At 67.7% G+C, this 16,750-nt stretch carries 17 protein-coding genes; 8 read left to right on the top strand and 9 right to left on the bottom strand.

The annotated features are described in order from the left end of the window. Positions 1–10: 10 nt before the first annotated feature. The gene (arcA, locus tag QE397_RS13650) at positions 11–1,225 is read left to right on the top strand and encodes an arginine deiminase (protein ID WP_027504489.1); all 1,215 of its coding nucleotides are present in this window, start codon (positions 11–13) and stop codon (positions 1,223–1,225) included. A gap of 60 nt (positions 1,226–1,285) precedes the next feature. Here the strand turns inward: arcA and arsC are convergent, their stop codons facing one another. After that, entirely contained in the window at positions 1,286–1,627 is a 342-nt protein-coding gene (arsC, locus tag QE397_RS13645) for an arsenate reductase (glutaredoxin) (RefSeq protein ID WP_027504100.1), read from the bottom strand. A 27-nt stretch (positions 1,628–1,654) separates the two neighbouring features. Between arsC and QE397_RS13640 the strand changes: the two genes are divergently transcribed. The 3 genes from QE397_RS13640 (at position 1,655) to QE397_RS13630 (ending at position 4,277) form a co-directional block, all read left to right on the top strand. Next, positions 1,655–2,014 carry a GntR family transcriptional regulator gene (locus QE397_RS13640; protein WP_027504099.1) on the top strand — a complete coding sequence of 120 codons (360 nt, stop codon included), beginning with the start codon at positions 1,655–1,657 and terminating at the stop codon, positions 2,012–2,014. A 77-nt stretch (positions 2,015–2,091) separates the two neighbouring features. Continuing rightward, positions 2,092–2,526 (top strand): DoxX family protein, encoded by a 435-nt coding sequence (locus tag QE397_RS13635; RefSeq protein ID WP_307095323.1) that lies wholly within the window; start codon positions 2,092–2,094, stop codon positions 2,524–2,526. 71 nt (positions 2,527–2,597) lie between these two features. After that, on the top strand, positions 2,598–4,277 hold the full coding sequence (locus QE397_RS13630) for a BCCT family transporter (RefSeq protein ID WP_373425235.1): 1,680 nt from the start codon (positions 2,598–2,600) through the stop codon (positions 4,275–4,277). A 4-nt stretch (positions 4,278–4,281) separates the two neighbouring features. Here QE397_RS13630 and QE397_RS13625 read toward each other — a convergent pair whose 3' ends face one another. After that, on the bottom strand, positions 4,282–5,748 hold the full coding sequence (locus tag QE397_RS13625) for a dolichyl-phosphate-mannose--protein mannosyltransferase (protein ID WP_222629038.1): 1,467 nt from the start codon (positions 5,746–5,748) through the stop codon (positions 4,282–4,284). Between the two features lie 176 nt (positions 5,749–5,924). Here QE397_RS13625 and rsmI point away from each other — a divergent pair, with 176 nt between their 5' ends. After that, the gene (gene rsmI, locus QE397_RS13620) at positions 5,925–6,752 is read left to right on the top strand and encodes a 16S rRNA (cytidine(1402)-2'-O)-methyltransferase (protein ID WP_307095321.1); all 828 of its coding nucleotides are present in this window, start codon (positions 5,925–5,927) and stop codon (positions 6,750–6,752) included. 16 nt (positions 6,753–6,768) lie between these two features. On the opposite strand, the gene QE397_RS13615 is transcribed toward rsmI, so the two are convergent. Then, positions 6,769–7,197 (bottom strand): SRPBCC family protein, encoded by a 429-nt coding sequence (locus QE397_RS13615; protein WP_027504095.1) that lies wholly within the window; start codon positions 7,195–7,197, stop codon positions 6,769–6,771. A gap of 56 nt (positions 7,198–7,253) precedes the next feature. Next, entirely contained in the window at positions 7,254–8,249 is a 996-nt protein-coding gene (locus QE397_RS13610; RefSeq protein ID WP_155956926.1) for an alpha/beta hydrolase, read from the bottom strand. A gap of 336 nt (positions 8,250–8,585) precedes the next feature. Between QE397_RS13610 and QE397_RS13605 the strand changes: the two genes are divergently transcribed. Both QE397_RS13605 and QE397_RS13600 read left to right on the top strand, forming a co-directional pair. Beyond that, positions 8,586–9,977, top strand: a complete 1,392-nt coding sequence (locus QE397_RS13605; RefSeq protein WP_056447074.1) for a wax ester/triacylglycerol synthase family O-acyltransferase — start codon at positions 8,586–8,588, stop codon at positions 9,975–9,977. Between the two features lie 17 nt (positions 9,978–9,994). Beyond that, on the top strand, positions 9,995–11,143 hold the full coding sequence (locus QE397_RS13600) for a low temperature requirement protein A (RefSeq protein ID WP_307095318.1): 1,149 nt from the start codon (positions 9,995–9,997) through the stop codon (positions 11,141–11,143). Here QE397_RS13600 and metG read toward each other — a convergent pair. After that, positions 11,122–12,675: a methionine--tRNA ligase gene (gene metG / locus QE397_RS13595; RefSeq protein ID WP_307095316.1), complete on the bottom strand. Its 1,554-nt coding sequence runs from the start codon at positions 12,673–12,675 to the stop codon at positions 11,122–11,124. The genes QE397_RS13600 and metG overlap by 22 nt on opposite strands. Before the next feature lie 21 nt (positions 12,676–12,696). Here metG and QE397_RS13590 point away from each other — a divergent pair, with 21 nt between their 5' ends. Next, positions 12,697–13,524 carry a TatD family hydrolase gene (locus tag QE397_RS13590; protein ID WP_307095314.1) on the top strand — a complete coding sequence of 276 codons (828 nt, stop codon included), beginning with the start codon at positions 12,697–12,699 and terminating at the stop codon, positions 13,522–13,524. Here the strand turns inward: QE397_RS13590 and QE397_RS13585 are convergent. From QE397_RS13585 to QE397_RS13570, 4 genes are all read right to left on the bottom strand, one after another. Beyond that, positions 13,521–14,159 carry an LppP/LprE family lipoprotein gene (locus tag QE397_RS13585; RefSeq protein ID WP_307095313.1) on the bottom strand — a complete coding sequence of 213 codons (639 nt, stop codon included), beginning with the start codon at positions 14,157–14,159 and terminating at the stop codon, positions 13,521–13,523. The two genes, QE397_RS13590 and QE397_RS13585, sit on opposite strands and share 4 nt — an antisense overlap. 113 nt (positions 14,160–14,272) lie before the next feature. Further along, complete coding sequence (locus tag QE397_RS13580) at positions 14,273–14,533, bottom strand: hypothetical protein (protein ID WP_027504090.1); 261 nt, start codon at positions 14,531–14,533, stop codon at positions 14,273–14,275. A gap of 49 nt (positions 14,534–14,582) precedes the next feature. Continuing rightward, positions 14,583–15,350: an amino acid ABC transporter ATP-binding protein gene (locus QE397_RS13575; protein ID WP_082544604.1), complete on the bottom strand. Its 768-nt coding sequence runs from the start codon at positions 15,348–15,350 to the stop codon at positions 14,583–14,585. Beyond that, a complete protein-coding gene (locus QE397_RS13570) occupies positions 15,347–16,735 on the bottom strand; it encodes an amino acid ABC transporter substrate-binding protein/permease (protein ID WP_373425295.1) in 1,389 nt (462 codons plus the stop codon). Before QE397_RS13570 ends, QE397_RS13575 begins: the two co-directional genes overlap by 4 nt. Positions 16,736–16,750: the final 15 nt, after the last annotated feature.

Raw genomic sequence — 16,750 nt, 5'->3', positions numbered from 1 at the left:
CCGTTCTGGCATGGACGCGACGGCTCCGCTGGGAGCGGATTCCGAGGTGGGAACGCTCCGGACGGTCATGCTGCACCGCCCTGGCGACGAGCTGCGCCGACTCACCCCCCGCAACAACGATCAGCTGCTGTTCGACGGGCTGCCGTGGGTGGACCGCGCTCGCGACGAGCACGACGCCTTCGCCGACCTGCTGCGAGGACGCGGTGTCGAGGTCCTCCTGCTCGGTGATCTGCTGACCGAGACCCTGGCCCTCAGCGGTGCCGCACGCGTGCAGGGTGTCGCCGCCGCGGTGGAACCCCGGCGGCTCGGACACGTGCTCGCCCGGGACCTGGCGACCTACCTCCGCGGCCTGCCCGCACCCGAACTGGCGACCGTGCTGATGGCGGGCATGACCTTCGACGAACTGCCGGTAGCGGACGACTCGGGTGTCTCGCTGGTCCGGCGCATGCACCACGGCGGCGACTTCGTCATCGAGCCGCTCCCGAACCTGCTGTTCACCCGCGACTCGTCGTTCTGGATCCAGCAACGCGTCGCGATCACGTCGCTGGCGCTGCGGGCCCGCGCTCGGGAGACGTCGCTGACGGATCTGATCTACGCCTTCCATCCACGATTCCTCGGTGTGCGCCGGGCCTACGAGTCGCACACCGCGCCGGTGGAGGGCGGCGACGTGCTGCTGATGGCGCCCGGCGTCGTCGCCGTGGGAGTCGGTGAACGCACCACGCCCGCCGGTGCCGAAGCGCTCGCGCGCAGCCTCTTCGACGACGACCTCGCGCACACCGTGCTCGTGGTGCCCATCGCGCAGGAACGGGCGTCGATGCACCTGGACACCGTGTGCACGATGGTCGACACCGACGCGGTGGTGATGTACCCGATCATCCAGGACACGCTGTCCGCGTTCACGATTCGCCGCGAGGACACCGGTGTGACCATCACCGGCGCGGGCCCGTTCCTCGACGCCGCGGCCGACGCCATGGGTATCGGCAAACTGCGGGTCATCGACACCGGACTCGACAACGTCACCGCCGAACGTGAGCAGTGGGACGACGGGAACAACACGCTCGCACTGGCTCCCGGCGTCGTCGTCGCGTACGAACGCAACGTCGAGACGAACGCGCGCCTCGAGGCGTCGGGCATCGAGGTGCTGCGCATCTCGGGATCGGAACTGGGGTCGGGCCGCGGCGGACCCCGCTGCATGTCCTGCCCCGTCGCCCGCGATCCCGTCTGACCTCCGGCCTTCCCGCTGATGTCCGGCCGGCCTCCGGCCTTCCCGCTGATGTCCGGCCGGTCAGAGGACCGTGCTCACCGTGGCCGCCGGGCGCGCCAGGACGGTGCCCTTCTCGCCGACCACGAAGGGCCGCTCGATGAGTACCGGATGCGTCAGCATGGCGCGCAGGACCGTCTCGTCGTCGGCATTCGCGAGATCGAGTTCCTTGTACAGTGTCTCGCGCTTGCGTACAGCGGTGCGCGGGGTGAGGCCGGCATCGGAGATGAGGGCTCGCAACGTCGCCTCGTCCGGCGGGGTGGTCAGGTAGGGCACGATGGTCGGCTCCACCCCCGCGTCGCGGATGGCCGCGAGTACGTTGCGGGACGTCGAGCACCGGGGGTTGTGATAGATCGTGACGGACATGGAGCAAGTATGGCGGGAGTGGGACCGATGAGGTTCACGATCGACGGTGCGTCGGGGACGGCGCCGTTCGACCAGGTGCGGTCGCAGATCGTGGCCGCGGTGCGGTCGGGGCAGCTCATCGCGGGATCGAAACTGCCGACGGTGCGAGCTCTCGCGGCGACGCTGGACCTCGCTCCCAACACGGTGGCGAAGGCGTACCGCGAACTCGAGAAGGACGGCGTGATCGAGACCCGGGGGCGGTCGGGCACCTTCGTGGCGGCCGGCGGCGATCCTTCGGCCGGGGCAGTGCAACTCGCGGCCACGGAGTACGTCCGCGCGGCGCGTCGCGCCGGCATCGACGACGAGGTGGCTCTGCGCTACGTCCGGACGGCGCTCACGGACTCCTGACACCACTTAGGTTGACGCTTCAACCTAAAGTGTGTCATCGTGATCCCGAATCCACCCCGACCCATCAGAGGATCACTGTGAAGACACCTGTCGTCGTTCGAGACATCGCCGCACTCGTCGCGCGCATCGCCCTGGGCGTCGTGTTCGTCGCCCACGGGTGGCAGAAACTGCGTACCAACGGGCTCGATGCCACCATCGCCGGCTTCGAGGGCATGGGCATTCCGGCCCCGCAGGTGTCGGCGTACTTCGCCACCTTCGTCGAGCTCATCGGTGGAGCCGCTCTGATCCTGGGCGTGCTGACGTCCGTCGCGGCTCTGCTGCTGGTCGTCGACATGGTCGGCGCGCTCGTCTTCGTGCACCTCGACAAGGGCGTGTTCGTCGGCGAGGGCGGCTGGGAACTGGTCGTCGCACTCGGCGCCGGAGCGCTTCTCCTCGCGGCAGTCGGCTCGGGCACGTACAGTGTCGACCGCGCATTCCGCCGTCCGAAGTCACGTGCACGCGTATCGTCCTGACCTGCGAAAACAGTCTGTGAACTTGCACCGGGGCGTCGAGGCGAGCAACGTGACGTCTCATGACATCGCGTATGGACACGGACACAGGACCGGCTGACACCCCACGCGATGATGCCGCGGACGTTCCGTCGTCCGCGGCATCTGCCGTGCTGCCCACCTCCGCGCACCCCGATGCGCAGGACCCCGGGTCGCAGGAACCGGCGCCGCGGCGCGCCACCCTCGACCCCGTGGTGTTCGGCGTCGCGGCAGCCGTCGTCACGGGCATCATCGTCTGGGGACTGGCCGGACCGACGAGCCTCGAGAACGTGACGTCCTCGATGCTGGACTGGCTCGTCACCAACATGGGCTGGCTGTTCATCATCTCCGCCACCGGTTTCGTGCTCTTCTGCATCTACCTGGCGATGTCGAAGTACGGACGTATCCCGCTCGGCAAGGACGGGGAGAAGCCGGAGTTCAAGACCGTCAGCTGGATCGCCATGATGTTCAGCGCCGGTATGGGCATCGGGTTGATGTTCTACGGCGTCTCCGAGCCGCTGACGCACTTCGTCACGCCGCCGCCCGGCACCGACAGCAGTGTCGGAACGGCCATGGCCACCACGATGTTCCACTGGAGCCTGCATCCGTGGTCCATCTACGCCGTCATGGGTCTCGCCGTCGCGTACAGCACCTACCGCCGCGGCCGTCGTCAGCTCATCATCAGCTCCGCCTTCCTCCCGCTCCTCGGTCGCCGCGCCGAGGGCCCGATCGGCAAGGTCATCGACATCCTCGCCATCTTCGCGACGCTGTTCGGTACCGCCGCCTCCCTCGGACTCGGTGCGCTGCAGATCGGTTCGGGTGTCGAGGTCATCGGCTGGCTCGGTGAGGCCGGCACGCTCCTGCTCGTCGCCATCGTCGCGCTGTTGACCCTCGCCTTCGTCGCGTCCGCGGTCTCCGGCGTCGCCAAGGGCATCCAGTGGCTGTCCAACATCAACATGGTGCTGGCACTCGTCCTCGCACTCTTCGTGTTCGTGCTTGGCCCGACGGTGTTGATCCTCAACCTGATTCCCACCACCATCGGCGACTACGCGAGCCAGCTGTTCCACATGTCGGCTCGCTCGGCGGCGTCGTCCGATCCGGAGACCGCGTCGTGGCTGTCGTCGTGGACGATCTTCTACTGGGCCTGGTGGGTCTCCTGGACCCCCTTCGTCGGCATGTTCCTCGCCCGCATCAGCCGTGGCCGCACCGTTCGTGAGTTCATCATCGGTGTCATCGTGATCCCGAGTGCCGTGAGCCTGGTGTGGTTCTCGATCTTCGGCGGAGCCGGTATCGGCGAACAGCGCGACGGCATCGACCTGGCCGCGCGCGGCAGCAGCGAGTCTCAGCTGTTCGGCATGCTCGAGAACCTGCCGCTCTTCGGACTGTCCACGGTCGTCGTGATGATTCTCGTGGCCGTCTTCTTCGTCTCCGGTGCCGACGCGGCGTCCATGGTCATGGGCACCCTCAGTCAGCGCGGAACCCTCGAGCCCAGCCGCTGGGTCGTCGTGTTCTGGGGAGCCATCACCGGTGGCACCGCCGCGATCATCCTGTGGACGGGCGGCGCGGACGCGCTCAACGGCTTGCAGACCATGACAATCATCGCCGCGGCGCCGTTCGTGCTGGTCATGATCGGGCTGTCGGTGTCGCTCTACCGCGACCTGTCGCACGATCCACTGGTGCTCACGCAACGTCGTCGACGTCTCCGGCTGACGAAGGCCGGGCGCACCGAGCTCTGAGCGGTCAGCGCCAGCTCGGCAACCAGAGCTGCTGCTGCCACGTCTCCTGACTGATGGGCAGACCCGTGAGGATCGGCCAGAGCCACACGAAGTTGGCGATCACCACGGCGACGTACAGCGAGACCAGCAGCAGACCGAGCGTGCGGCGCTCGCGACCCTGCCCACCGCGGAGTCCTCGCCCGAGGATGTCGCCGAGGACCAGGGTGACGCCCATGACGAGGAAGGGCGCGAGCGCCGCGGCGTAGAAGAAGTACATCTGACGGTCGAGGGTGAGGAACCACGGCAGGATGCCGGCGCCGTAGCCGACGAGCACGGCGGCGTAGCGCCAGTCGCGGCGGGCCACGGTGCTCCACAGCGCCCAGCCGAGCATCGGGAACGCGACCCACCACAGAGCAGGCGTGCCGATGAGCATGACGGCCTTGACGCAGTTGCCGCCCGTCGAACAACCGGTGATCTGCTGCCCGTCGGCGAAGTAGTAGAGCATCGGCCGCAGACCCATCGGCCACGTCCACGGCTTGGACTCCCACGGGTGGCGGTTACCGGCCGAGTTGGTCAGGCCGGCGTGGAAGTCGAGGACGTTGCCGCTGTAATACCAGAGCGAGCGCAGAGCGGCGGGCACGAACGAGAACGGTCCGCCCGTCCCGATGTCGGTGCCCACGGCGTTCCGGTCGACGCCGGTCTCACTCGCGAACCAGCCGGCGTAGGTGGCCAGATAGACGACGAGCGGAATCGCCACCAGCGCGTACAGCGCGGGTCCGACGTCGCGCACGGCGGTGCCGACCCACGGCCGGGTGACCCCGTACTGGCGACGCGCCGCGACGTCGAAGGCGACGCTGAGCAGTCCGAAGAACGCGACGAAGTAGATACCCGACCACTTCGTTCCGCACGCCAGACCGAGCAGGAGTCCGCCGCCGAACCGCCACCAGCGGACGCCGAGACGCGGGCCCCACGTGGTCATCTCCATGCGGCCCTCGACGGCGACCCGGTGCAACCGCTCCCGGACGTCGTCCCGGTCGCGGACCAGAGCGCCGAACGCGGCGACGACGAACACCACCATGAAGATGTCGAGCATGCCGACTCGGGACGTCACGAACGTGACGCCGTCCACGATCATGAGGATCCCGGCGATCGCGCCCAGCAGCGTCGAGCGCGTCATGCGGCGCACGATGCGGACGACGAGGAGAACGAGGATCACACCGAAGACGGCCGACGACAGCCGCCAACCCCATCCGGTGTAGCCGAACAGTGCCTCGCCGACGGCGATCAGCTGCTTGCCGACGGGCGGGTGGACGACGAGGCCGTAGGCCGGGTTGTCCTCGACGCCGCCGCCGGTGAGCACCTGGTACCCCTGCGGGGCGTAGTGCTTCTCGTCGAACACCGGGGTGCCGGCGTCGGTCGGATAGCCGAGCATCGTGAAGCGGGTGACGGCCGCGAGGACCGTGAGGACCGCGGTGACGATCCATCCGCGCATGCGGTCGGTGGGCCCGAACACTGCGGGCGGGAGAGCCGGGCGCGGCGAGGTGAGGTACTCGTCGGAACCGTCGCGACCGGTGGGGATACGCGCGGTCACGAGGGTCACGATTCGATCGTAGGCTAGATGCCGACGGCGACCGCGGTCGTGACCGACGAGCGAGATGAGGACGACGCGTGCTGGTACTCGGTGCGACACCGATGGGGGACCCCGCAGACGCGTCGCCCCGACTGCGCGACGCACTGGCCACGGCCGATGTCGTCGCGGCGGAGGACACGCGTCGCACGAAGACCTTGGCCACGGCACTCGGGGTGCAGATCACCGGTCGCGTCGTCAGTTTCTACGACCAGGTCGAGGTCGATCGGGTTCCCCTGCTGCTCGCCGAGATGCGCGAGGGGCGGCGGGTCCTGCTGGTCACCGACGCCGGTATGCCCTCCGTGAGCGACCCGGGTTACCGACTGGTGGCCGCGTGCGCAGAGGCGGGGATCGGCGTGACCTGCCTGCCCGGGCCGTCCGCCGTGACCACCGCACTGGCCCTGTCGGGGTTGCCGGTGGAGCGCTTTTGCTTCGACGGATTCGCCCCTCGCAAGCGTGGTCCCCGGCAGGCGTGGATGCGCACGCTGACGACGGAGAGCCGCGCCGTCGTGTTCTTCGAGGCCCCGCACCGCATCGCGGACTGCCTCGCCGACGCGTCCGAGGTACTCGGCCCCGATCGGCGCGCCGCGGTGTGCCGGGAATTGACCAAGACCTACGAGGAAGTGAAGCGAGGGACGCTGGGGGAGTTGGCCGCGTGGGCCGCCGACGGCGTGCGCGGCGAGATCACGGTGGTCCTGGCCGGAGCCGAGCCCGTCAGTGCGGATCCCGCCGACCTCGTCGCGGAGGTGGAGGATCTCGTGTCCGCCGGACTCGGCCTCAAGGACGCGTGCGCACGGGTGGCCACCACGACGGCGGCGGACGTGTCCAAGCGTGCGCTATACGAAGCGGTGCTGGCCGCGCGCGGCTGACGCCGACGCCGCGACGTCAGCCGACGACCTGCTGGCGCAGTCCGTCGGTCGCCGTCTCGAGGACGGACTTGGTCCCGCGCTTGACGATGAATCCCGGCACGGGGATCTTCGGGTCGAGCGTGATCTCGAACTCGAGGTGGGTGCCCTTGTCGGTCTCGCTGAGGCGGTACTCCGCGTGCTGCGACTTCTGCTGGGTGCTCTCGACGACGTCCCACGCCACCGACATGTCGGACCACGTGAAGCGCAGCACCTGCTCGTCGGTGAATCCCATGACGGCGACGGTCATCTCGGCGAGGACGGGACGACCCTGATCGTCACGCTCGCGCACCGAGACCTTCTTGTGGATCGACGACCAGGCCGGCAGACCCTCGAGGTCCGCGATGACCGCGAGCACGTCGGCCGGTGGTGCCTCGATCTCGACTTCTCTGTTTCCGCTGACAGCCATGGCGTGAATGTAACCGACCGTCCACACCTACAGGGCGGTTTGGGTCGGTGTCGTGATCATGTCCCGGTGCCGGCCAGGGGAACTGTGCCGCGGCGGACCTGCTCGTCGACGAAGACGGCGATCTCCGAGATCGCCCGCGCCGACTCGGGAACGAAGTCCGCGGCGTGGAACACGTGCACCTGGTCCTGCCACACCTGGAGACGGCACTCGATTCCGGCGTCAGCCAGGCGCTCCGCCATCAGTTCCGAGTCGGCGTAGACCATCTCGGTGGATCCGACCTGGATCAGGACCGGCGGGAGGGCGGACAGGTCCGCGTCGACGGGACAGACGCGGGGACCACGCTTGCCGTCAACGACGATGCGGGCCTCGACCTCGTCCGCCAGCTCGGTGAGCGCCGGCACGGCGCCCTTGGGGAAGACCGAGCACAGGGACGCGTTGGGATGCAACATCTTCCGCGTCGGATCGAGATCGGTGAGCGGAGACAGGGCGATGATGCCGCCCGCGGGCGGCAGACCCTGGCTCTGCAGGGCGAGCGCCACCATGAAGGCCAGGTAACCGCCGGCGGAGTCACCGGCGATGAAGATCTGTTCGGGCAGGTACCCCGCGTCGAGCAGGTAGCGGAAGCCGTCGACCCCGTCCTCCACCGCGTGCGAGATGGGGTTGCGCGGCATCATCCGGTAGTCGACCGACAGCACGTCGGCACCGGTGGACTGGGCGATGCGCGAGACGAGCCGGCGGTGGCTGTTGAGGCCGCACACCACGAACGCGCCGCCGTGGAGATACAGGATCACGCGATCGCGGTCCGCGCGGCGGGTCGGTCGCTCGGACCTGCCGTCGGCACCGACACGACGCGGGCTGTCCGTGCGGACCCACTCGGCCCGGCACTCGTCGAGCCGCACGGGCGCGACGGTGGTGTCACCCACGGGTGGGAGGAGTCGGCCGGCCTGGTCGACCATCGACATGGGCCACGGCAGGCTGTGGGTCCGGGCCCACACGCCCAGGAAGGGACGGACCGTGCGGCGCAGGTACGCGGCGAGAAGCTTGGACTGCATGCTGCCGCCCTCGAACTCCTGGCGGTCCACGGCGGTGCCGACGCCGAGGGCGCGTCGCACCCGGCGACTGGCGGACGTGCGTGTCAGCGACGACGGTGCGGTCATCTCGGCCGAGGCGATGCTCATGGGTGGCCCTCCACTTCCTTGCTCGTACTGGGAATCGCACGATAGGGCCGAAACGAAACACTTCTCGAGGAATAGTTGTTGCCGGGGTCACACCGTGACCCCACGTTGTCGCAATAGTTGTGGGTTCGTTACTTCCGGGTAGCACAGTGAACCTGCAGGTGAGCCGCACCGTGACCACGCGGTTCCGCAGTTCGAGAGAGGTCCGCCCCCATGCCCTTCATGCCGGTCACAGAGTCGATGTTCCTACTGGCCGAGACGCGCGAGCACCCCATGCACGTCGGGGGACTGCAGCTGTTCGTGCCCCCGGAGGACGCCGGCGACGACTTCGGGATGCAGCTCTACGAGACGTTCCAGGCCGCCACCGACGTCTACAAACTGTTCCGCAAGCGGCCGGCTCCGCCGGTGAACTTCATGGGCACCGTGCGCTGGATCTACGACGAGGAGCTCGACTTCGAGCATCACGTCCGGCGCATCATGCTGCCGCGGCCGGGCCGCATCCGCGAGCTGCTGCGCTACATCTCCGCCGAGCACAGTGCGCCGCTCGATCGGCATCGCCCGATGTGGGAGCTGCACATCATCGAGGGCCTGGCCGACGGCCGCGTCGCGCTCTACAGCAAGATCCACCACTCGCTGGTCGACGGTGTCTCGGCGCTCAAGTTGTTCGAGCGCACCCTGACCACCGATCCCGAGGCCCGTGACTGCGGCCCGATCTGGGACCCGGCGCTGTTCGAGCGGCCGAAGAAGAAGAGCACCGAGGTCGCGAAGGTCGACGACGGTGGCGTCCTGTCGCTGCTGTCCACGGGCGTCAAGGCGGCCGGTGAGCTCGCCGGGGTCGGACCCGCCGCGGCCCGGATCGGTCTGAACAAGCTGCGCGGCAACGAGATGGTGTTGCCTCTGACCGCGCCGCGGACGATGCTCAACGTGCCGATCGGCGGGGCACGCCGCTTCGCCTCGCAGCAGTGGTCCAAGTCGCGGATGAAGGACATCGCGGCAGCGCTGGGGGTCACGTTGAACGACGTGGTGCTGACGATGTGTTCCGGGGCGCTGCGGTCCTATCTCATCGACCGCAACGCACTGCCCGACCAGCCGCTGATCGCGATGGTGCCGGTATCCATGCGGGAGGCCGGCGCGGACGCGGACGGCGGTAACGCCGTCACCACGGTGCTCTGCAACCTCGGTACCGATCAACCCGATCCGGAACGCCGACTCGCCGCCGTCGTCTCGTCGATGAACGAGTCGAAGGCGATGATGCGCACCCTGTCTCCACTGCAGGCGCTCAGCTACGGCGCGGCCGTGATGGCCCCGCTGCTGCTCACACCGGTGCCGGGCTTCGTGCGCAACACGCCGCCTCCGTTCAACGTGATCATCTCGAACGTGCCCGGTCCGAAGACCGAGATGTACTGGAACGGTGCGAAACTCGACGGTGTCTACCCGGCGTCGATCGTGCTGGACGGGCAGGCGCTCAACATCACGCTCGCGACCAACGCCGACAACGTCAACTTCGGACTCGTCGGAGATCGGCGTAGCGTGCCGTCGCTGCAGCGCATGCTCACGCATCTCGACACCGCACTCGAGGAGCTCGAGAAGTTGGCCGACGGGTGAGTCTTGCGCTGCGGCCGATGGTTCCGCGGGACCCGAACGAGGAACATCGAGCGGCGAGTTCGCTGGAACTGTTCTTCGACCTGGTCTTCGTCGTCGCGGTGTCGTTCGCCTCCGTGGAACTGGCCCACCTGCTGGAAGAGAACCACATCGCGTCGGGCATCGGTGCCTACGCGATGGTGTTCTTCGCCATCTGGTGGGCGTGGATGAACTTCACATGGTTCGCCACGTCGTTCGACACCGACGACTGGCTGTACCGCGTGACCACCATCGTGCAGATGGCCGGCGTACTGATCCTGGCCAGCGGTGTCTCCGACGCGATGATCGACTACGACTTCACGCTGGTGACCATCGGCTACGTCGTGATGCGACTGGCGATGGTGAGTCAGTGGATACGAGCCGGGCTGCGCAACAGCGAGTTCCGCGCCACCGCCGTGCGGTACGCGGTGGGCATCACCGTCGTGCAGGTGTTGTGGGTCGCCCGACTCGCGCTTCCCGACAGCGTGGCCGTGCTCGGGTTCGTCGCGCTGGTGGCCGCGGAGCTCGCCGTCCCCGTGCTGGCGGAGCGCGCGGGACGGACGCCGTTGCACGGCGAGCACATCGCCGAGCGCTACGGTCTCTTCACGCTCATCCTGCTCGGTGAGTCGTTGCTGGCCTCGGCGACGGCCATCGTCGGCGGCATCGACGAACACGATCACACGGTCGAACTCGTCGGCCTCGCGATGGCCACGCTCGTCGTCGTCGCCGGCATGTGGTGGCTGTACTTCTCGGTGTCGCAGGAGGATTCGGTCGGGGCGAGACTCGGCCGCTCCTTGAGTTTCGGCTACACGCACTACTTCGTGTTCGCGGCGGCGGGCGCGGTGTCGGCGGGCATCGAGGTGGCCGTCGCGCACATCGAGGGTGACGGAGTGCTGTCGGACCGTCAGTCCTCCGCCGCGATCACGATTCCGGTGGCGGTCTTCGTCCTGGGGTTCTGGATGGTGGCGATGCGCCGCCGGTCGTCACGGCTGGTGAACGTCGTGACGCCGGTCGGCGGTGTGGCGGTGCTCGCGGCCACGGCGGTACCCGGATCGGCCGTCGTCAGTGGGGCCGTGACGGCGGTGATCCTGCTCGCCGTGGTCGGTACGACGGTCGCCGATCGGGCCGCTCACTCCTCCGGTTCGACGTAGCGGGGGAACACGCCCGCAGGCTTGGGCAACGCCACACCCGGCGTGAGACGCGTTGCCACCGAATCGAATTCGCGCTCCGTCACCCCGAGCAGGTCGAGCAGCTTCGCCGTGCTGTCGGGCATGAACGGCTGGGTCAGCAGGACGGTCACGCGGAGCACCTCGAGGGTCACGTACAGCACCGTCGCCATGCGGGCCGGATCCGTCTTGCGCAGAACCCACGGTTCCTGCGACGAGAAGTAGCGGTTGGTCTCCGCGAGTACCGACCAGATCGCGTCGAGCGCCAGGTGCATCTCGACGGCGTCCATGTGGCCGCGCACCACGGCGTGAAGGTCATCGACGCGAGCGAGCATCGCCTCGTCGTCGGCGGTGAACTCGCCGGGTGTCGGCACCTGCGCATCGCAGTTCTTGGCCACCATGGACAGCGACCGCTGAGCCAGGTTCCCCAGTTCGTTGGCCAGGTCGGCGTTGATCCTGGTGACGATCGCCTCGTGGCTGTAGCTGCCGTCCTGTCCGAACGACACCTCGCGCAGGAGGAAGAAGCGCAACGAGTCCAGGCCGTACTCCTCGATCAAGGCCGCCGGGCTGACGACGTTGCCCACCGACTTGGACATCTTCTCGCCCTTGTTGGTCAGGAAGCCGTGTGCGAACACGCGTTTCGGCAATTCGACACCTGCCGACATCAGGAACGCCGGCCAGAACACGGCGTGGAATCGCACGATGTCCTTGCCGATCATGTGGACGTCGGCCGGCCAGAACTTCCGGAACGACTCACTGTCGGTGTCGGGGTAGCCGACGCCGGTGAGGTAGTTCGTCAACGCGTCGACCCACACGTACATGACGTGGTCGGGATCGCCGGGAACCTGGACACCCCAGTCGAAGGTGGACCGAGAGATCGACAGGTCCTTGAGACCGGACTTCACGAAGCTCGCCACCTCGTTGCGGCGACCCGCCGGGAGGATGAAGTCGGGACGCTCCTCGTACAGCGCGAGCAGCTTGTCCTGGTACGCGGACAGTCGGAAGAAGTACGTCGACTCCTCCGTCCATTCCACCGGTGTGCTCGACTCGGTCGCGATGCGGGAACCGTCGTCCTGCAGCGTGGTCTCGCCCTCGGCGTAGTAGGCCTCGTCGCGCACCGAGTACCAGCCGCTGTACGAGTCGAGGTAGATGTCGCCGTTGTCGGTCATCTTCTGCCACAGGTCGCGGCTGGCCTCGCGGTGGTCGGCGTCCGTGGTGCGGATGAACCGGTCGAACGTGATCTTCAGCGACTCCTGCATGGCCTGGAACGCGTCCGAGTTCCGACGCGCGAGGTCGGCGGTGGAGATGCCCTCCTTCGACGCCGTCTGCGCCATCTTCAGACCGTGCTCGTCCGTTCCCGTCAGGAACCGCACGTCGAACCCGTCGAGCCGCTTGAACCGAGCGAGGACGTCGGTGGAGATGTACTCGTACGCGTGGCCGATGTGGGGATCACCGTTCGGGTAGGCGATAGCGGTCGTGATGTAGAACGCAGGCTTGGTCGAACCGGTCTCAGTCATGGTGCGCCTACTCTATCTTTCGTGCCGAGAGACCGTCCCGCCCCCGACTTGCCCACTCCGCTCGCACCGCTCCTGGACGCGCACACGCACCTCGACGCGTGCGGGGCCACCGATGCAGCGTCGGTCGCGGCGATCCTCGATCGTTCCGAGTCGGTGGGTGTCGGACGCGTCGTCACCGTCGCGGACGACCTGGACGCGGCCCGTTTCGCCGTCGCTGCGGCGCACTGGGATTCCCGCGTGTACGCCGCCACCGCACTCCACCCGACGCGCGCGAACGTGCTCACCGACGAGGTGAAGGCCGAGATCGAGCGCCTCGCGCGCGATCCCCGCACCGTCGCCGTGGGGGAGACGGGGCTCGATTACTACTGGCCGGGGAAGCTCGACGGCTGCGCCGCGGTGGAAGAGCAGGTCGAGGGCTTCCGGTGGCACATCGATCTGGCGAAGCGCGTCGGCAAGCCGCTCATGATCCACAACCGCGACGCGGACCACGACGTTCTCGCGGTGCTCCTCGACGAGGGCGCGCCGGAGACGGTGATCTTCCACTGCTTCTCGTCCGGTCCCGAGATGGCGCAGGTGTGCGTCGACGCCGGCTACGTGCTCAGCTTCTCCGGGACGGTGAGCTTCAAGAATTCCCACGAGTTGCGGGAAGCGGCCCAGGTGGTGCCGGACGGACAGTACCTGCTCGAGACCGACGCGCCGTTCCTGACACCGCACCCGTTCCGCGGTGCTCCGAACGAGCCGTATTGCCTGCCCTACACGGCCCGTGCGCTGGCCGAGGCGACCGGCCGAACTGCTGATGACGTCGCGGCGTCGGCGACCGCCACGGCGGAGCGGGTCTACCCGCTCTAGTTCTGGGGCGGGAACTCGCCGTACGGGGTGATGGTGTTCCCGGTGAGGTCGAACTCGACGAACGAGGTGTTCGACGGGCAGCAGAACGCGTCGTCGGGGTTCAGCCACCGGTAGCGCACCGTGACCGTGCTGTCGGTCGCACCGACCACCGAGGTGTAGCTGTACGCGTCCGACGTCGCGGTCCCGAGGTAGTCACCCGAGTTGGTGAAGAACAGGACGTGCGACTGCACGGTGCCGTTCCGGATGCCGGTCCCCGTCGCCCGCGCCCATTCGAGCGTCGGACATCCGTCCGCGCTGGTGCCGGGCGTGTGATCGTCGATCACGAAGGCCCCGCCCTGCGAGTCGGTGCCCAGGTTCGCCACGGCGGTGCGCACGTTCAGCGAACTGGGATCGACGCACGGCACCACCTGCGCCGGCTGCGCCGGTGCGGGTGCGGGCACGGTGACCGTCTCGGTCTGCGTCTCCACCCTCGTCTGCGGCGCGGGTGCCGGTGCGGGGGCCGGAGTGGACGACGAGGGTGCCGGGTCGTCGGCGGGGAGCGCCGTCCCGGTCGTACCGGCGGAACCGCACGACACGGCGGCGGCGGCGCAGGCCGCCACGGCGAGAACGGCCATCGAACGCGGGAGAGTGGTCACCGAGCCTCCAGGGTGTCCGTACCGAGCGTTCTGCTCGGCGGTCGAAGGGTGTGTCGGCGACCACCCCCCGATCGTTACCGATGCTCAGGTCACGATCGGGTCGCGGCGACGGATCAGTCGTCGTCTCCGTACGTCTCCACCAGTCGATCGAACTCGGCACGATCGATCACACTGGGCTCGTTGATGGCCAGAGCCTGCGCGTACTTGCCCGCGAGGTGGTAGTCGCGGCCCAGGGGACCGCGCTCACCGTCCTCGTCGTCGTCCTGCGTGCTCGCTCCGGGCGGCACCTCGTTCTGCAGGCCGTTGGTCTGCGCACCCAACCGAGCGTCGATCTTCGCCGTGATCTTCTGCATGATCTCTTGGTCGTCGCTCACTGTCGTGCCTCTCGTCGGTGTAGCGGCTTCTCGGTGCGGGGCCCGCGTCTCACAGGACCTTGTCGAGGAAGTCCTTCGTTCGCTCGTGCTGCGGGTTGCCGAACAGGTCGTCCGGCGAACCCTCCTCGACGATGTACCCCTCCGCCATGAAGATCACACGGTCGGACACCTCGCGGGCGAAGCCCATCTCGTGCGTGACGACGACCATCGTCATGCCGCCCTTCGCCAGATCGCGGAGGACCTGCAGGACCTCGCCGACCATCTCGGGGTCCAGCGCACTCGTGGCCTCGTCGAACAGCATGATGTCCGGGTCCATCGCCAGTGCACGTGCGATGGCGACGCGCTGCTTCTGCCCACCGGACAACTGCGCCGGCTTCGCGTTCTCCTTGTCGGCGAGGCCCACCTGGGCCAGCAGACGAACGGCGTTCTCGCGCGCCTTCGACTTGTCCGACTTCTTCGTCTCCACGGGCGCGAGCATCACGTTCTCGATGACGCTCATGTGGGGGAAGAGGTTGAAGTGCTGGAACACCATGCCGATGTGCTGGCGCACGGAGTCGAGGTCCACCTTCGGATCGGTCAGGTCGAAACCGTCGACCACGACCGTGCCGCCCGTGATGTCCTCGAGCTTGTTGAGGCACCGGAGGAAGGTGCTCTTGCCGGAACCGGACGGGCCGATGACACACACCACCTCGCCCGAGTGGACGTCGACGTCGAGGCCCTTGAGCACCTCGAGATCGCCGAACGACTTCTTCAGTCCGATGGCGCGGATCTTGACCTCGGCCGCAGCGGCGTCGGGCGCGGTGGTCTCGGTGCTCACTTGTTGATCCTCTTCTCGAGACGGTTCGACAGCATCGTCAACGCCATGATGATGACGAAGTACATGACGCCGATGATCAGCCACATGTTGAACGACTGGAAGTTGCGGGCGATGATGATCCGCCCCGACTGGGTGAGTTCGGCGAGGCCGATCACCGACAGGATCGAGGTGTCCTTCAGCGTGATGACGAACTGATTGATGTACGACGGGATCATCGTCCGGATCGCCTGTGGCATCACGACCTTGCGCATGGACGTCAGGTAGCTGATACCGAGACTGCGCGAGGCCTCCATCTGGCCCTTGTCCACCGACAGGATGCCGCCGCGGACGATCTCCGCCATGTACGCACCGGCGTTGAGCGACAGCGTGATGATGCCGGCGGTGAACGCCGACATCTGGAAGCTGAGCGCGGCGGGAATGCCGAAGTAGATGAAGAAGGCCTGCACCAGCAGTGGCGTGCCGCGGAAGATGGCCACGTAGGTGGCGCCGATCCCGCGCAGCCACGCCTTCGTCGACACCCGGAAGAGTCCGAAGACGGCGCCGAGGATCAGGGCCAGCACGATGGAGATGACTGTCAGGACGATGGTGAGCCAGAGGCCCTTCAGCAGTTCCTTGTACTCGCTCTTGATCAGTCCGGGGATCGAGTTGTCCGTCTCGTCCGCCGCGGCGCCGATGTAGGTGCCGAGGATCTCGTCGTACTGGCCGGACGACCGCAGGTTGGCCAGTCCGGTGTCGAATGCGGCGAGCAGCTCGGGGTTCGCGCCCTTGTTCACGGCGAAGCCGTAGTTGCTCGGCGACTCCTTCTCCGTGACCGTCTTCAGACCGTTCCCCTGGGTGATGCCGTACTGCAGCACCGGGTAGTCGTCGAACACGGCGACCGAGTTCCCGGTGCGCACCTCGTCGTACATGCTCGCGGAGTCGGCGAAGTACCGCGTCGTGAAGCCGTACTGCGCCTTGATGCTCTCCGCGAAGTCGGCGCCCTCGGTGCCGTTCTTGACCGCGACCTGCTGCCCGGAGAGATCGTCGTACGAGGTGATCGACGAGTTCTCGAGCACGGCCATCTGCACGCCGGACTCGAAGTAGGGCTCGGAGAAGTCGAACACGGCCTCGCGTGCCGGCGTGATCGTCATGCCGGCGATGACGCCGTCGGCCTGGTTCGCCTGCACTGCCTGCAACGCCGCATCGAACCCGAGGGGCCGGATGTCGACCTGGAAACCCTGGTCCTCCGCGATCGCTCGGATCAGGTCCATGTCGATGCCGACGAACTGGCCGTCGGAGTTCTGGAACTCGAACGGTGCGAAGGTCACGTCGGTGGCGATGGCGAACGTGCGACCCTCCACCGGGCTCGGGGGCGCCGGCTGGGCCTGCGCTGCGGGTGCGAGCACCAACGCGACGAGTGC

Origin of the sequence: Rhodococcus sp. SORGH_AS_0301, assembly GCF_030818285.1 — a bacterium.
GTDB lineage: Bacteria > Actinomycetota > Actinomycetes > Mycobacteriales > Mycobacteriaceae > Rhodococcoides.
The sequence above is the reverse complement of the archived record's forward strand: the minus strand, read 5'-3'. Positions and strand labels throughout refer to the sequence as shown.

Excerpts from the sequence above, each read along its gene's own strand:
- arcA (WP_027504489.1), top strand. The coding sequence starts at position 11 with ATGGACGCGACGGCTCCGCTGGGAGCGGATTCCGAGGTGGGAACGCTC.
- arsC (WP_027504100.1), bottom strand. The coding sequence starts at position 1,627 with ATGTCCGTCACGATCTATCACAACCCCCGGTGCTCGACGTCCCGCAAC.
- QE397_RS13640 (WP_027504099.1), top strand. The coding sequence starts at position 1,655 with ATGAGGTTCACGATCGACGGTGCGTCGGGGACGGCGCCGTTCGACCAG.
- QE397_RS13630 (WP_373425235.1), top strand. The coding sequence starts at position 2,598 with ATGGACACGGACACAGGACCGGCTGACACCCCACGCGATGATGCCGCG.
- QE397_RS13625 (WP_222629038.1), bottom strand. The coding sequence starts at position 5,748 with ATGCGCGGATGGATCGTCACCGCGGTCCTCACGGTCCTCGCGGCCGTC.
- QE397_RS13615 (WP_027504095.1), bottom strand. The coding sequence starts at position 7,197 with ATGGCTGTCAGCGGAAACAGAGAAGTCGAGATCGAGGCACCACCGGCC.
- QE397_RS13610 (WP_155956926.1), bottom strand. The coding sequence starts at position 8,249 with ATGCAGTCCAAGCTTCTCGCCGCGTACCTGCGCCGCACGGTCCGTCCC.
- QE397_RS13605 (WP_056447074.1), top strand. The coding sequence starts at position 8,586 with ATGCCCTTCATGCCGGTCACAGAGTCGATGTTCCTACTGGCCGAGACG.
- QE397_RS13600 (WP_307095318.1), top strand. The coding sequence starts at position 9,995 with ATGGTTCCGCGGGACCCGAACGAGGAACATCGAGCGGCGAGTTCGCTG.
- metG (WP_307095316.1), bottom strand. The coding sequence starts at position 12,675 with ATGACTGAGACCGGTTCGACCAAGCCTGCGTTCTACATCACGACCGCT.